Genomic DNA, 16931 nt, shown 5'->3' on the forward strand with positions numbered 1-16931 from the left:
CTTTGAAACTCGTAATTGCAAATAAAAAATCCAAATTCCATCTCTTGAAAATCAAGTTTTGAAATTTGGATTTTTTGTATTTAGGAGTTGTAACTTATTACAAATCCTTGGCGTTTTTTACATTTTGATCTGTCAAAGCAAATTTTAATACTTCGCTCATTTCTTTTACATAGTGAAAAGAAAGTCCTTCCAAATATTCAGGTTTTATTTCATCAATATCACTCTTATTTTCGTGACACAGAATAATTTCTTTGATATTTGCTCGTTTTGCTGCCAATATTTTTTCTTTGATTCCGCCTACTGGTAATACTTTTCCACGCAACGTAATTTCTCCTGTCATTGCTAAATTTTTCTTCACACGTTTTTGTGTAAATAAAGAAACCAAAGAAGTTAACATCGCAATTCCGGCACTTGGACCGTCTTTTGGAGTAGCTCCTTCGGGAACATGCAAGTGAATATTATATTTAGAAAGAATCTCGGAATCCAATCCTAAAAGTTTTGCATTCGCTTTAATGTATTCTAAAGCAATTGTTGCTGATTCTTTCATGACCGTACCTAAGTTTCCGGTAATAGTCATGGTTCCTTTACCAGGAGAAAGCAACGATTCTATAAACAGAATATCACCACCAACAGAGGTCCAAGCCAAACCAGTTACCACTCCGGCAACATCGTTGTTCTCGTATTTATCTCTTTCTAATCTGGGAACACCAAGTGTTTTTATGATATCTTCATCTGTAACTTTCTTGTTATACTCTTCTTCCATCGCAACTGATTTGGCTGCATTACGGATTACTTGAGCAATTTTAGCTTCTAAACCACGAACTCCAGATTCACGGGTGTATCCTTCAACAATTTTCTCCAATTGTTTTTTTCCAATGGTCAAATCTTTAGTTGTCAAACCGTGCTCTTTCAATTGTCTTGGAAACAAATGCTGACGCGCAATTTCTACCTTTTCTTCAATTGTGTAACCTGACATTTTGATAATTTCCATTCTGTCTTTCAACGCAGGTTGAATTGCAGCCATATTATTAGAAGTGGCAATAAACATCACTTTAGATAAATCATATCCCATTTCAAGGAAGTTATCATAAAACGAATTGTTTTGTTCCGGATCTAAAACCTCCAATAATGCAGATGAAGGATCACCTTGATTACTGTTAGATAATTTGTCGATTTCATCCAAAACAAAAACTGGATTCGAAGTTCCCGCTTTTTTCAAACTTTGAATAATTCGTCCTGGCATCGCACCAATATAGGTTTTTCTGTGTCCGCGAATTTCCGCTTCATCACGCAATCCACCAAGGGAAATTCTAACATATTTTCTACCCAAAGCTTCTGCAATAGAGCGTCCAATTGAAGTTTTACCAACTCCTGGAGGTCCTGTCAAACAAATAATTGGGGATTTCATATCATTTCGCAATTTTAAAACTGCCAAATGTTCTATCATTCTTTTCTTAACATCTTCAAGACCAAAATGATCTCTGTCCAATATTTTTTGGGCTCTTTTTAAATCAAAATTATCTTTAGAATATTCATTCCAAGGCAATTCTAAAAACAACTCTAAATAGTTTCTTTGAATTCCAAAATCTGGCGCTTGCGGATTCATGCGACGCATTTTAGACAATTCTTTTTCGAAATGTTTTTTGGTTTTCTCATCCCATTTTTTGGTCAAAGACTTTTGCAACATTTCGTCCATTTCTTCTTCCTGAGAAACGCCACCCAATTCTTCTTGAATGGTTTTCATTTGTTGGTGCAAGAAATATTCACGTTGTTGTTGGTCTAAATCGAAACGAACTTTGGACTGAATATCATTTTTCAATTCGAGTTTTTGCAACTCAATATTCATATAACGAAGCGTCTCTAAAGCTCTTTCTTTCAATTCATTAATAGCCAACAAGTCTTGTTTCTCTTTAACAGAAAGATTCATATTAGAAGTCACAAAATTGACTAAAAATGATTGGCTTTCAATATTCTTGATGGCAAAAGTAGCTTCACTGGGAATGTTTGGACTTTCTTTAATAATTTGAATCGCTAATTCTTTGATTGAATCCAGAATCGCTACAAATTCAGTATCATTTTTCTTTGGTCTTTTTTCAGGAACTTCCTTGATTTTCGCAGTGATATAAGGCGTTTCAGCAATAACAGCATCAATTTCGAAACGTTTTTTACCTTGAAGAATTACCGTTACATTCCCATCAGGCATTTTTAGCACGCGCAAAATACGGGCAACTGTACCTATTTTATGAATATCATCTTTGGTTGGATCTTCATCTTCTTCGTTGATTTGAGCAACAACTCCAATCGTTTTTCCAGCTGCATTGGCGTCATTAATCAATTTAATTGATTTATCACGTCCCGCAGTAATTGGTATTACAACTCCTGGAAATAAAACCATATTTCGCAAAGGTAAAATCGCCAATAATTCCGGTAAAGCCTCATTATTCATTTCCTCCTCATCCTCGGGAGTCAAAAGTGGAATTAAATCTGCTTCCGAATCAAATTCCTGAAGTGACAGATTGTCAATAGTAAGTATTTTATGATTTGACATATATTATTTAAGTCTTTTTGTCATTAAAAAATTCATTCTTTAAGCAAATATAAGGTTTCAAAATAGTCTTTTTATATAAAAGCGATGTTTAATCCTCAAAATTTGCATAACGGTAAAAGAGTCAATCTTTGTGCCAAAAGAAACTATCTTTATCCTATTTTTCATCAGAAAGTAAAAATGCTGACCATTAAAACAGCAACAAATTAATCACTGCAGGAGCAATCAAATGAAAATTTTAGTTTTATTTTTATAAAAGTGTAACAAAGAAAAAATTAACAAGTCCTTACTATTAAATTACTAGCAGCTGTTTGAATGTAAATCAACATAATATCGAAGAATTGATTTTGCTCTGCAAGCAAAAAAATCAAAAAGCACAATGCGAAATTTACAATCGCTATGCAAAAGCCATGTATAATGTCTCGCATCGAATCGTAAAAGACAGCCATTTTGCCGAGGATGTAATGCAGGAAAGTTTCTTAAAAGCATTCACGCGAATAGATGATTACAAGCAAGAAGTTGCTTTTGGCGCTTGGCTAAAAAGAATTGTGGTGAATTGCAGTATTGATTTTTATAAAAAGAACAACCAATTCAAACCAGAAGATTTTGATGCTACACTTTATAAAATAGAGGAAACTGAAATTGGCATTTTAGAAAACACTTCTTTCAAAGATTTAAAAGTAAAACAAATTCTAGACACCATCACTTCATTGAAATACAATTACAGAATGGTTTTAACACTATTTTTCATTGAAGGATACGACCAAGAAGAAATTAGCGAAATTTTGAATATCAGTTATGCCAATTGCAGAACTACACTGAGCAGAGCCAAAGATTGTTTGCGAAAAAAACTAGAGGAAATATGAAAAAGGAAAATAAAAAACTAGACCAATTATTTGAAAAATTTGAAAATCAATGGGATGTCGAGTCTCCTGAAAGTAATCATGAGCAACGATTTGAACAAAAATTAAAATCTAAGAAATCGAATTGGAAACGTTTTGTTTCTATTGGAATCGCTGCTTCTATAGTACTTATATTAGGACTTTCAATTTTCAATATTACTCCTAAAAAAACTGAGGAATTGCAATTTGCATCAAAAGAAACGAAACAAACAGATTCGATTTTTACTATTTTAATTGAAAAAGAATTAGAAAAAATAAAAGAAAAAAAATCACCTGAAAACGAAAAAATCATTGCTGATGCACTCAAACAAATGCGAACATTGGACAATGATTACGACAAAATAATTAAGGAACTTGAAACCAATGGAGAAAGTAAACAGATTATTTATGCAATGATCAGCAATCTTCAGACGCGGATTTCTTTTTTGCAAAGCGTACTGCAACATATTGAAAATAAGGAACAAAAAATAAACATAGCTGATGAAAAAACAATGTAAAATACTGATTTTATTTATTTTAATTCCATTTTTGGGACATGCAATTGACAATGACTTCCTGCATTTGAAAGAAAAAAATATTAAAAAAGCGTATTATGTCAATCCTAACGCAACGCTTTCGATTGAGAATTCGTACGGCACTATTTCAGTAACCACTTGGAACGAAGATAAAATTGAACTTGACATAAGTATCAAAGTTAGCGGTGATAATGAAAATTGGGTCAACCAGCGTATTGAAACCATCGCTGTTGATATAGTCGCTTTGAAAGGAATGATTTCTGCCAAAACAATTCTGGGAAATTCCAATTACAAAGCTCACGGTAAAAACAATAATTTTGAAATAAATTACACCCTCAAAATTCCAAAAAATGGAAGTGTAAAACTCAATAACAAATACGGCAATATCAGCACCTCTGATTTATATGCAGAAGCGGATATCAAATGTAAATATGGAAAGGTAATCTTGGGGAGATTGTCTGGAAACAGTACACTTGAAATGGAATATTGCTCTAATTCGAGCATTGCATTTCTAAAAAATGGAATGGTAACAGCAAAATATTCGAATCTAAAAATTGGCGAAACAACTAAGTTAGATTTAATTTCGGATTACACGGATATCGAAATTGAGCAAAGTGATGCCATTAAATACAATAGTAAATATGGGAAAATCAGAATTCAAAATGTAAAAACCTTAGACGCATCAGGAAATTATTTGACGATAAAAATCGGAGAAGTGTTTGATTATTTAAAACTGAACACAAAATACAGTTCTTTAACCGTTCAATCTATAAATGCAAACGCAAATTCAGTTACTATAGTGGCGGGATATACGGGAATAAACATTGGATACCACACTAATTTTGCTTTTGATTTTAATGTGCTTTTAAAATATGCAAACTTTAAATATGATTCTGATTTAGAAATTGATTCTAAAGAAGAAGTGTCAAATTCAAAAAAATATAGTGGTTTTCACAAGAAAAAAGGACTTAACAATTTGAATATAATTTCAGATTATGGAAACGTAATATTAACTAAAAACCAATAACCTAAAAACAAAACTTATGAAAAAATCAATTCAATTATTTGTCAGTTGCGCAGTATTAATCACGTCGATGGCTCAAGCACAATGGTCTTCTAAATCCAAAATAAATGGAAACGGAAACGTTGTATCTGAAAAAAGAACGACATCTTCGTATGATGAAATTGCTGTAGTAGGCTTTTTTGATGTAGAATTAGTTTCTGGAAATGAGGGAAACATAACTGTAAAAGGAGAAGAAAATTTACTGCCTTACATCAAAATTGAAGTTGCGAATCAAGTTTTGAAAATTTATTCAGAAAAGAACAAATACATTAGTAGCAGCAAAGGAAAACAAATTATTATAACTGTTCCTTTCGAAAGTATTAATCAAGTTTCTTTGACCGGTTCCGGAGATGTGTTGACTAAAAATCGCATCCAATCAAAATCATTTTCAGCTAAACTAATTGGCTCAGGCGACATGAATTTAGAAGTAGAAGCAAACGATCTTGACGCCAATTTAAATGGTTCAGGAGACTTAAATATAACTGGAACAGCGGTAAATTTAAACAGTAATTTAAACGGATCAGGCGATATAGATGCCGCAAATTTAAAAGCTAAAAACGTAACAGCGACCGTTTCTGGATCAGGAGACAATACTGTTTTCTGCAGTGAAAGCCTTCATGCCAGAGTTTCAGGTTCTGGAGATATTGAATACAAAGGCAATCCAAAGAAAAAAGATACCAAAGTGACTGGATCAGGGAATATTTCAAAGTCTTAACTTCGAATTTAGCATTATACAATAAGGTGTTTTATTAATTTAAAACGCCTTTTTTTTGCACTCTTTTCAGCATGAAAATGGCTATTACAAAAAACACTCCCAGAAATACGATTGCAAGTCTCGGGCTGCCAGTAATCTGATCGATAATTCCGTAAACTAACATTCCAATTACGATTCCAATTTTTTCAGCAACATCATAAAAACTAAAAAAAGAAGCTGTATCCTGCGTTTCTGGCAATAGTTTAGAATAAGTAGAACGCGATAAAGCCTGAATTCCTCCCATCACCAAACCTGCAATTGACGCCATTACATAAAAATGTATGGGTAAAGTGATAAAAAATGCAAGTGCACAAAATACTGCCCAAATACAATTAATAAAAATCAAAGTTGGAATATTACCAAATTTTTCTGATGCTCTAGAAGTTAGAACTGCGCCGAGAACAGCCACCAATTGAATGATTAATATACAAATAATCAAACCCGTTGTACTCTCCGCTTTAGAAGACCAAGCAATTTCTTGTGCACCAAAGTAAGTAGCGACAAGCATTACAGTTTGCACTGCCATACTCGAAACAAAGAAACCTCCTAAATATCGTTTCAATGCAATGTTTTCTTTTAATAAAATCCATACCTTTTTCAACTCTTTAAAACCATTCAAGACAACATGGTGCGTTACTTTGTTGTTTGCGTTTTTATTTCCTTTTGGTAAAAAATAATACGTGTACTGACTGAATAAAACCCACCAAACACCTACCATTACAAAGGAATATCGCATGGCTTTCATAGCTGCTTCACCATCAGTCCCAGAAATCCCAAAAAGCTTTGGTTTCATAATCATCGCTAAATTGATAATCAATAAAATTACGCTTCCTATATACCCTAAGGAATATCCTTTGGCACTGATTTTATCTTGTTGCTCCACATAAGCAATATCTGGTAAATAGGAATTATAAAAAACTAAACTGCCCCAATATCCAATCAATCCTAGAAAATAAAATGCTAAACCAAGGTATATATTGTCAAGATTGAACCAATACAATCCCATGCAAGACAAAGCTCCCAAATAACAGAAGAATTTCATAAATGATTTTTTATCTCCAACATAATCAGCAATACCAGATAATAGTGGAGAAATAAAAGCCACTAATAAAAATGCAAAAGCGGTAACAAAACTGATTAAAGCTGAATTTTTTAGATGTAAGCCAAAAACATCAATGTAATGATTTCGCTCAGAAAACAAGGCTTCATAAAAAATTGGAAACACTGCAGATGCAATAGTTAGTGTATAAACTGAATTTGCCCAATCATAAAAAGCCCAAGCATTTAATAATTTTTTACTCCCTTTTTCTAAATCTGCCATGTTTACTTAATTTATGCTGCGAATTTATTTAATTTTTATTGATAAAATTCAAAAAACAGCTTTATTTGATATTAACAAATTGCGTCATAATTGCAATGTATTTAAAAGTCTCAAAATAGTATACCAAAAAGGGCTACTCTCATTTGAGAATAGCCCATTTGGATGTTCGATAAAGAACACTATGATTTCAAATTGTTACTTATAGATAATACCCACTTTGGTTGCTAAAGCTTTAGCTTCCGGGATCAATGCTTTCAAATTTGCAATTCTAGTAGCATCAGAAGGGTGCGTACTCATAAATTCCGGCGGTGCTTGACCTGAAGATTTTGCAGCCATTCTAGACCAGAAAGTAATAGATTCCTCCGGATTATATCCAGCAATTGCCATTAAAGTCAGACCAATTTTATCTGCTTCAGTTTCGTGATTTCTACTAAAAGGAAGCATAACACCAAACTGAGACCCTAATCCATAAGCTTGACCCCATATTTGTTGTGTTTGTTCACTTTTACCTCCAGTCGCTACTGCAACTCCTACCGCACCTAATTGTTGCAATTGAGCAGCACTCATACGTTGCGCACCGTGATTTGCCAATGCGTGAGATACTTCATGTCCCATTACAGTCGCTAAACCCGAGTCATTCAATGTTACTGGCAAAATCCCGGAATAAACAACAATTTTCCCTCCTGGCATACACCAAGCATTCACTTCCTTATTGTCAATTAATTTGTATTCCCAACGGTATTCAGTCAAATATTGTGATTGACCTAAATAGGTCAAATATTTTTCGGCTGCAGCCTTAATTCGCATCCCAACTGCTTCCACTTTTCTAGCCTCTGCAGTTCCGGTAATTACTTTATTTTCCTTTAAAAAAGTACCATATTGTTGAAAAGATGTTGGAAACAGTTCACTGTTAGAAACAAAATTCAAACTTTTCTTCCCTGTAAGTGGATTAGTAGCACAAGAATAAACTAATCCTGCTGCAAAAATCCCTATTAATAAATGTTTTTTCATAATTTTAAATATTAAATAATTAACAAAAATACACGAATTCTAACGTCTAATATTTACACAATTAAATATAAAAGTTTCAACTTTATTGTTATTCTCCAATGATATGAAAAGTTGTAAACTCCTTATCCACAATTAAATAATTATCATTTTCTAAAGTAAAACTATCAAATGGGACTTCTACGTTATCGATTTCAATCGTCTTTATTTTAAATGGTAATCCAATAAGATTTATTTTGTATTTAGAATAATTCGTATCGTATTTTCCTTCTTTATGCAATTGGATAATCAATTCTTTCTCTTTACCGGTTGTTTGAAACGATAAGAAGCTGTATCTCCCTTTTTTGTAATCATACCCATCTTGAGCATCCTCATACACGACAGATTTTTCTTTTCCTTCTTTATAATAAATATCTAAAGTCAACTCGTCAAATTCTAACTCACCTACAAATTGTTGCACTGGATATTTAGGAATAATTGCTCCCGCCTTCACAAAAATTGGAATCTGATCGAATTTAGTGTCTACCCAAATTTCTTTTCCCCCTTTTACCACTTCATTTGTCCAATAATTATACCACTGTCCACGAGGAATATACATTCTTCGTCCCAAAGAATTTGGTTCTAAAATAGGACAAACTAGTATTTGATTTCCAAAAACAAATTCATCATTTCTATAATGCGTTTGAATATCTTCCTGATCATAATAAACCAATGGTTTGAGCATTGGAATTCCTTCCTCAATATACTGCCAAAACATCGTATATAAATAAGGTAATAATTGATATCTCAAGTTGACAAATTTCCTGGTGATATCGATAACTTCTTCATCAAAAGCCCATGGCTCCTGATCTCCATGATCTCCTGAAGAGTGTGTTCTGCAAAATGGATGAAAAACGCCCAATTGAATCCAGCGTGCATATAGCTCACCTGAAGGTTGCTCTGCAAATCCACCAATATCAGATCCTGTGAAACCCATTCCCGAAATTGACATGCGTTGTACCTGAATATTTGCTATCCACAAATGTTCCCAAGTGGCCACATTATCTCCGGTCCAGGACGATGTGTAACGCTGTGCGCCTGCATACGCTGATCTTGTTATTACAAAAGGTCTTTTTGGGTACGCAAAACGTTTCACACCGTGGTAAGTAGCTCTGGCCATTTGTGTGCCGTAAATATTGTGCGCTTTTCTATGACTGCAAGGATTTCCATCATAATCGTGACGTACATCCATAGGAAACGTTTTATTAGGAACCTCCATAACGGCAGGTTCGTTCATATCATTCCACACTCCTTTTACCCCAATATCTGATATTAATTCTTTGAATAATCCTGCCCACCATTCTCTTACCGCAGGATTTGTATAATCCGGGAAGTTACATTCTCCCGGCCAAACTTTCCCTTTCATGTATGGACCATCAGCTCTTTTACAGAAATAATCTTTTTCTAAAGCTTCTTTATAAATTGAATATTCTTTGTCAATCTTGATTCCCGGATCAATAATGACCACAGTTTTGAAACCATCCTCAGCTAATTCAGCCACCATTCTTTTAGGATCGGGAAAATATTCTTTGTTCCAGGTGAAACATCGAAAACCTTCCATATAATCAATATCCAAATACAAAGCATCACAAGGAATTTTCAATTCTCTGAATTTGGCAGCAACTTCTTTCAAATTACTTTCCGGATAGTAACTCCATTTACATTGGTGATATCCAAGTGCCCAAAGCGGCGGTAGCTCTGGTTTACCCGTTAAATGAGTATAGGTTGTAACGACATCTTGCATTTCAGGCCCATAAATGAAGTAGTAATTCATCTCACCTCCTTCAGCCCAAAAGCTGGTAACGTTTCTTCGTTCGTGACAAAAATCAAAATAGGTTCTAAAAGTATTATCGAAGAAAATACCGTACGATTGTTTGTTTTGTAATCCAATATAAAACGGAACTACTTTGTACAAAGGTTCTTGGTCTTTTTGAAAAGCATATTGATCTGTAGCAAAATTTTCCAGTCTCTTACCTTTAAGGTTCAGTTGAGTTGCTTTATCGCCAAGTCCGTAAAAACATTCTCCATCTTTAGAAGCTTTACTCATTTTTACGATATTTCCACCATATTCATAGCTTTCTTCCCAATGAAATCCCAACTCATCTTCTAAAATAATAGTGTCCTCTAAATCAAAAATAGACAATCTCATGTCACTTTTTTGAATCCTGCACTTTACCTTACTGGTTTTAATCTGATAATAATCCTCTACTTCTGAAACTTCCAGATGATTATATCCATGGGAATGATTTTTATCTACAGCATAAGAAAAATCATTGCTGAAATACCCTTTTGTAGTAAATCTAAACCGAATTAAACTATCTCTTAATACGGTTACTTTTAATATGACACTATTATCAGTATGGAAACTTATCGTATCAACTTCATGCTCAAAAGAGACTATTTTAGTAGGGTATAAATCTCCCTTATATTCTAATTCTGTATTTGTAATCATATTTTATGGTATTTACTTTAATCTTTATCTAAAATTCAAACTTACAAAATTACTTGGTAAACTGTTAAATATGTGGATTTTATTCACGATAACGTTGTAGTTTGTTTCAATGTAACAATCAACTATATGTAATAATGGTTTCCATTATAAATGAAAACCATTAGTTATGCTTATCTATAAAAGAACAATTTTATAATTATCCAATTTTAAAAACAGTAACACTTAAAGGTGGCAAAAGTAATTCTGTTGAATAATCTCTTCCATCATAAGGCATTGCTTCAATTGCAATTTTTTTAGCGTTTGAAACTCCACTTCCTCCATAATCTGAAGCGTCACTATTAAAAATTTCTGTCAATTTTCCTTTTTTGGGGAAACCAATACGATAATTAGGTCGTACTACTTGCGTAAAATTGCACACAATAATGACGTCATTTTTTGGATTATTTCCTTTTCGAATGAAGGACATTACCGCGTTTTGATGATCGGAATAATTAATCCATTCAAAACCATCTGCACTGAATTGTTTTTCATGCAAGGCAGGTTGGGTTTTATATAATTTGTTTAAATCCGTTATTAATTTTTTGACTCCTGCATGAAAAGGATATTGTAAAAGATGCCAATCTAAACTTCCTTCAAAATTCCACTCGCTACTTTGTCCAAATTCACAACCCATAAACAACAATTTAGTTCCGGGATGCATAAACATATAGCCATAGAGTAATCGTAGATTCGCAAATTTTTGCCATTCATCTCCAGGCATTCTTCCTGCAATGGATTTTTTTCCGTAAACCACTTCATCGTGAGAAAGCGGAAGCATAAAATTTTCCGAAAAAGTATACGTCATGGAGAAAGTCAAATCATTTTGATGGTATTTTCGATATACGGTATCTTTCTGAAAATATTCTAACGTATCGTGCATCCAACCCATCATCCATTTCATTCCAAAACCTAAACCACCTATAGATGTAGGTCTGGAAACCATCGGGAAGGATGTACTTTCTTCGGCAATGGTTTGTACGCCTTCATAATTAGAATAAACAGCTTCATTAAATTCTTTCAGAAAACTGATCGTGTCCAAATTTTCTCTTCCACCGTAAATATTAGGTTCCCATTCACCATCATTTCTAGAATAATCCAAATACAACATCGAGGCAACAGCATCTACGCGCAACGCATCGGCGTGATAATGATGCAGCCAAAACAAAGCATTGCTTATTAAAAAGGAGCGAACTTCATTTCGACCATAATTAAAAACTAAACTTTTCCAATCAGGATGATAGCCTTTTCTTCGATCCGGATGTTCAAAAAGATTTGATCCGTCAAAAAATCCTAAACCATGCGCATCATCAGGAAAATGAGAAGGAACCCAGTCGAGAATTACTCCAATTCCTGCTTCGTGCAATTTGTCTACTAAATGCATGAATTCTTGCGGATTCCCAAAACGGGAAGTTGGTGCAAAATACCCCACTAATTGATATCCCCAAGACGGATCGTATGGATATTCCATTATTGGCATGAACTCTACATGCGTAAAGCCGGTTTCTTTTATATAATGTACTAAATCTTCGGCAAATTCAAGATAGGTTAGAAAACGATTATCATTGGCATGACGTTTCCATGATCCTAAATGGACTTCGTAAACTGAGTAAGGCTTGTCAAGACCGTTATGGTTTTGACGCGTTTCCATCCAGTTTTTATCCTTCCATTTATAATCTAAATCCCAAACTACTGAAGCCGTATGTGGAGGTTTTTCGCAGTAAAAAGCAAAAGGATCTGCTTTCTCAGTTACTATACCGCCATTATTAGATTGTATCTTATATTTGTAGGTTGTCCCTTTTTTGACATTTGGAATAAAACCTTCCCAAATTCCGGATGAATCCCAACGAACTTCTAACAAATGTTCGCCTTCTATCCAAAAGTTGAAATCCCCAACTACCGATACCGAATGTGCCGTAGGAGCCCAAACTGCAAAATAAACGCCGTCAACTCCGCCAACTGAAATAAGATGTGCTCCAAGTTTTTCGTAGAGACGGAAATGTTTCCCAGCTTTAAATAAGTCTATATCAAAATCGGTAAAAAGAGAATGCGTAATTACTTTACTCATATAATAATTGTATAATTCTACCTTTTAGAAATAGAATATTATTTTTAAGAAAAAACAGTTTAAAAATTTATTTTATGATGTAATTATCCGGTATAACTGCTCCTTTTTTAATAACAACAATTCCGTCTTTTATGGCATACAATTCATTCGAGAAATCTTCTAAATGGTTTCCACCGTTGATGTAAACATCATTCCCAATTCGACAGTTTTTATCCACTAGAGCATTGCTTATAAAACATCTTTCTCCAATTCCCACTAGTTGTTTCCCGGTTTTAAGATCTTCATTCATATCATCTATATTCTGATAAAAATCATTCCCCATTACATAACAATTCTGAATGATTGTTCCTTCGCCAATTCTTGATCGGATCCCAATCACAGATCGATTTATTTCTTTTGCATTTAAAATACAACCTTCCGAAATTAATGATTTATCAATCATTGTTTTTTGGAATTTGGACGGCGGGAGTAATCTAGGTCTGGTGAAAATTTTATTATCGTTATCAAATAAATTAAATTTTGGTAAGTCATCAGTTAACCCAATATTTGCTTCAAAAAATGAATCAATATTACCAATATCTGTCCAATATCCTTCATATTGGTAACTTAAAATCTTTTTGTTTCCTACAGCATGCGGAATAATTTCTTTACCAAAATCTTTGGTTTCTTTGTTAGACATGATATCTACCAACAATTTCCTGTTGAAAATATAGATTCCCATCGAAGCTAAATAATGTTTGCCTTCGCTTTTCATTTGTTCACTTACATCTGATTCCCAATCTGGCAATAATTCCTTCGCTGGTTTTTCAATGAAAGATTCAATACAACTTTCGGAGTTTGTTTTCAAAATTCCAAATTCAGGTGCATCTTTTGCATTTACGGGTAACGTCGCAATGGTAATATCAGCTTCTCTCTTGATGTGTTCCTCTACCATATCATTGAAATCCATTTGGTACAACTGATCCCCGGAAAGTATCAAGGCATAATCAAAATCATGATTCAAGAAATGAGGCATACATTGTCTTACGGCATCAGCAGTTCCTTGAAACCAAGTTGGATTATCGGGAGTTTGTTCAGCTGCAAGAATATCAACAAAAGCATGACTAAAAATACTAAAGTTATACGTGTTTTTTATGTGCGCATTTAAGGAAGCCGAATTAAATTGTGTCAATACAAACATTCTGTAAATATCTGAATTCATGCAATTTGATATTGGAATATCAACCAATCTATATTTTCCCCCTATCGGTACAGCAGGTTTTGATCTCGTTTCTGTCAAAGGATATAATCTGGAACCTTGCCCACCACCTAAAATTATTGCAATAACATTTTTCTTTTTGGCTTTCATTTCTTGTTAATTATTAGTTTGTACATTTCTATATATTCCTGACAAACACGTTCCCAAGAATGGTCTGTGTTCATTCCTATTTTTCTAATTTCATTCAGATGTTTTTTATCATCATATAAATTGACTGCTCTTTGAATGGAGTAACAAATATCACCAACTGTGGCTTGATCATGACAAATCCCATTTCCGTCATCGCCAAAATCAACTACAGTATCCCTTAATCCGCCCGTTCGACGTACAATGGGAATTGTCCCGTAACGCAAGGAATACATTTGGTTCAAACCACAAGGCTCTACTCTGGAAGGCATTAGCAAAAAATCAGAACCAGCATAAATTAAGTGCGCTAATTCTTCGTTATAACCAATAAATGTGTTGTAATTCCCTTTGTAATCTTGTAGCAAACTATTCAACTGATTTTCTATGGCAGTATTTCCTGAGCCTAAAATCAAAATATTTATTTGCTGATAATTCTCTGATAAGGCTAGAGCGGCGGCATGTGGCAATAAATCGCCTCCTTTTTCCTCTAATAGTCTTCCAATGAAACTAAAAAGTGGTTTTGTTGGATCTAAATTAAAAAGGTTGCACAATTTATCTTTGTTTTCTTGTTTTCCTTTTTCAAAATTTTTAATCGAATAATTTTTTTCCAGCATCATATCCTTGGCCGGATCCCAAACCTCAATATCAATTCCGTTTAGAATTCCTTTGGATTTATAGCGTACCAAATTAAATAAGGATTCCAATCCATTTGAAGAATAATTGATTTCGTTTAGATAACTTGGCGAAACAGTAGTTACAGCCCAAGCACATTTTACAGCAACTGCCAATGAATTAATGCAATTATCCCATTCTAAAACTTTTACATGCGCTAAATCAAATTCGGGTAAATAATACAATTTATCAAATCCAAACTGACCTTGATACAAACCATTATGAATCGTAATCATAGACGGTGTATTGCGCAGTTTTTCATATTTATGGCAGTACAACATCATAAATGGAATCAAACCTGTGTGATGATCGTGACAATTGATAACATCTGGAATGTCTTTTCTACCAATTATCCAATCCAAAGCGGCAATTTGGAAAGACAAAAATCGTTCAATATCATCTTTATATCCATAAACATCTTTTCTATCAAACAATTCTGGAATTTCGACCAAATACAATTCAAATCCAAGGTGGTCAGTTTTTTCTTTTAAAATATTGAAAGGAAAATTAAAATTACCCAATTTTACATGACCCCAATGAACACATTCAAAATCATTATCCTTCCTGAATTTGGTGTCGTAACATGGCATAACGACTCTTACTAAATGTCCTGCATTGTTTTGATATTTTGGTAACGCGCCAACCACATCTGCTAAACCTCCTACTTTTGCAACAGGATAACACTCTGCACTGATATGAAATATTTCCATATATGAAATTTTGATGTTTTTGAGTATTGTAATACTACTCGATTAATTACTAATATTTCCGTCTTTTATGTTAATACCCATAAAAACTTTATAAAAAATACTACTTTTATGTTTTTCTAAATTTACTAAAAAAATTATAATATTATAACCCGCTTGAAAATTTATTGAAATGACAAAAAAATCTGCTAATCATACCCAATCATTGAAAATTCCTAAGATTATTTTATTAACCAGTAAATTAATCTCTTTTATTTCGCCAAAATTAATTACATTATTTGCTGCTAAACTATTTACAACACCTATAAAACATAAAATTCCAAAACGAGAATTAGAAATGGATAGAAACAGTCTCCAAAAATTAGTTTCGATTCCTGCAATTGGCAAAGAAGTTGTTGTGTACGAATATGGCAAAAGCGAGAAGAAAGTTTTGTTGGTACACGGTTGGTCAGGTCGAGGAACACAATTATTCAAAATAGCCGACGAATTGCTCAAAGTAGGATACTCAACCCTTAGTTTTGATGCTCCAGCCCACGGAAAATCACCAGGAAAAGATACTATCATGGTCGATTTTATCGCTACAATTTTAGAAATAGAAAAGCAATTTGGTCCCTTCGAAGCTGCAATCGGTCATTCATTGGGTGGAATGTCCGTATTAAATGCAATAAAAAAAGGTTTAAAAGTAAACTATGCTGTAGTTATTGGCAGTGGCGATATCGTTGAAGATATTATAGATGATTTTGTGGCAAAATTAGAACTCAAACCAACTGTAAGCACTCTTTTGCGTTTGCATTTCGAAAAAAAATACGGAGAGAAAATGAACAGTTATTCTGCTTTTTTGGCTGCAAAAGAAACAGCGATTCCAGTTTTAGTAATTCATGATAATAATGACCCTGAAGTTCCTGTAAAAGCGGGAATTCATATTCATAAGTATCTAAAAAATGGGGAGCTACTATTAACCGATGGTTTAGGGCATCGCAAAATTCTTGGCAATTCTAAAGTAATTGAAAAAACGGTTCAATTCATTCAAAATAAATAGAACTTAACATTTTATAATTAGTAAAAAAAATAGATCATGAAATATCCTTTAGAAAAAACAGAACAAGAATGGAAAGAACAATTGGGAGAAGAACGTTACCGAATTCTTAGACAAAAAGGAACAGAATATCCTCATACGGGAACTTATAATTTACATTACGAAAAAGGAACTTATTGTTGCGGTGCTTGCGGAGAACCTTTATTTGAAAGTAATTCAAAATTTGATGCACATTGCGGTTGGCCTTCATTTGACGAATCCATTCCTGGAAAAGTAAAATACATATCAGATGTTTCTCATGGCATGAAACGTACCGAAATCTTGTGCGCTAATTGCGGCAGTCATTTAGGACATGTATTTGATGACGGACCTACAAAAACCGGACAACGTTATTGCGTAAACTCTTTATCAGTAGACTTTAAAGAATAG

At 33.6% G+C, this 16931-nt stretch carries 13 protein-coding genes; 6 read left to right on the forward strand and 7 right to left on the reverse strand.

Annotated features, from left to right (window positions below; all coding sequences use genetic code 11):
• Positions 1 to 97 precede the first annotated feature (97 nt).
• Entirely contained in the window at positions 98 to 2548 is a 2451-nt protein-coding gene (lon, locus tag G7A72_RS02430; RefSeq protein WP_165151290.1) for an endopeptidase La, read from the reverse strand.
• A gap of 308 nt (positions 2549 to 2856) precedes the next feature.
• Here lon and G7A72_RS02435 point away from each other — a divergent pair, with 308 nt between their 5' ends.
• From G7A72_RS02435 to G7A72_RS02450, 4 genes are read left to right on the forward strand one after another with little or no spacing between them, the layout of a single operon-like run.
• Entirely contained in the window at positions 2857 to 3411 is a 555-nt protein-coding gene (locus G7A72_RS02435; RefSeq protein WP_165151291.1) for an RNA polymerase sigma factor, read from the forward strand.
• Positions 3408 to 3944 (forward strand): anti-sigma factor, encoded by a 537-nt coding sequence (locus G7A72_RS02440; RefSeq protein WP_165151292.1) that lies wholly within the window; start codon positions 3408 to 3410, stop codon positions 3942 to 3944. The genes G7A72_RS02435 and G7A72_RS02440 overlap by 4 nt, the downstream gene beginning before the upstream one ends.
• Positions 3928 to 4989: a hypothetical protein gene (locus tag G7A72_RS02445; protein ID WP_165151293.1), complete on the forward strand. Its 1062-nt coding sequence runs from the start codon at positions 3928 to 3930 to the stop codon at positions 4987 to 4989. Before G7A72_RS02440 ends, G7A72_RS02445 begins: the two co-directional genes overlap by 17 nt.
• Before the next feature lie 16 nt (positions 4990 to 5005).
• Positions 5006 to 5740, forward strand: a complete 735-nt coding sequence (locus tag G7A72_RS02450; RefSeq protein WP_165151294.1) for a head GIN domain-containing protein — start codon at positions 5006 to 5008, stop codon at positions 5738 to 5740.
• 34 nt (positions 5741 to 5774) lie between these two features.
• Here G7A72_RS02450 and G7A72_RS02455 read toward each other — a convergent pair whose 3' ends face one another.
• From G7A72_RS02455 to G7A72_RS02480, 6 genes are all read right to left on the reverse strand, one after another.
• Positions 5775 to 7100 carry an MFS transporter gene (locus tag G7A72_RS02455; protein WP_165151295.1) on the reverse strand — a complete coding sequence of 442 codons (1326 nt, stop codon included), beginning with the start codon at positions 7098 to 7100 and terminating at the stop codon, positions 5775 to 5777.
• 195 nt (positions 7101 to 7295) lie between these two features.
• Positions 7296 to 8111 carry a M48 family metallopeptidase gene (locus G7A72_RS02460; protein ID WP_165151296.1) on the reverse strand — a complete coding sequence of 272 codons (816 nt, stop codon included), beginning with the start codon at positions 8109 to 8111 and terminating at the stop codon, positions 7296 to 7298.
• Between the two features lie 88 nt (positions 8112 to 8199).
• Positions 8200 to 10599: a glycoside hydrolase family 31 protein gene (locus G7A72_RS02465; protein WP_165151297.1), complete on the reverse strand. Its 2400-nt coding sequence runs from the start codon at positions 10597 to 10599 to the stop codon at positions 8200 to 8202.
• Between the two features lie 196 nt (positions 10600 to 10795).
• A complete protein-coding gene (gene glgB, locus G7A72_RS02470; protein ID WP_165151298.1) occupies positions 10796 to 12703 on the reverse strand; it encodes a 1,4-alpha-glucan branching protein GlgB in 1908 nt (635 codons plus the stop codon).
• A gap of 67 nt (positions 12704 to 12770) precedes the next feature.
• Complete coding sequence (locus G7A72_RS02475; protein WP_165151299.1) at positions 12771 to 14051, reverse strand: glucose-1-phosphate adenylyltransferase; 1281 nt, start codon at positions 14049 to 14051, stop codon at positions 12771 to 12773.
• Positions 14048 to 15469: a glycogen synthase gene (locus tag G7A72_RS02480; protein ID WP_113665673.1), complete on the reverse strand. Its 1422-nt coding sequence runs from the start codon at positions 15467 to 15469 to the stop codon at positions 14048 to 14050. The genes G7A72_RS02475 and G7A72_RS02480 overlap by 4 nt, the downstream gene beginning before the upstream one ends.
• 169 nt (positions 15470 to 15638) lie before the next feature.
• Between G7A72_RS02480 and G7A72_RS02485 the strand changes: the two genes are divergently transcribed.
• A complete protein-coding gene (locus tag G7A72_RS02485) occupies positions 15639 to 16505 on the forward strand; it encodes an alpha/beta fold hydrolase (protein ID WP_113665672.1) in 867 nt (288 codons plus the stop codon).
• A gap of 36 nt (positions 16506 to 16541) precedes the next feature.
• The gene (gene msrB / locus G7A72_RS02490; protein WP_113633934.1) at positions 16542 to 16931 is read left to right on the forward strand and encodes a peptide-methionine (R)-S-oxide reductase MsrB; all 390 of its coding nucleotides are present in this window, start codon (positions 16542 to 16544) and stop codon (positions 16929 to 16931) included.

Origin of the sequence: Flavobacterium sp. Sr18, from assembly GCF_011064265.1 — a bacterium.
Lineage (GTDB): Bacteria > Bacteroidota > Bacteroidia > Flavobacteriales > Flavobacteriaceae > Flavobacterium > Flavobacterium petrolei.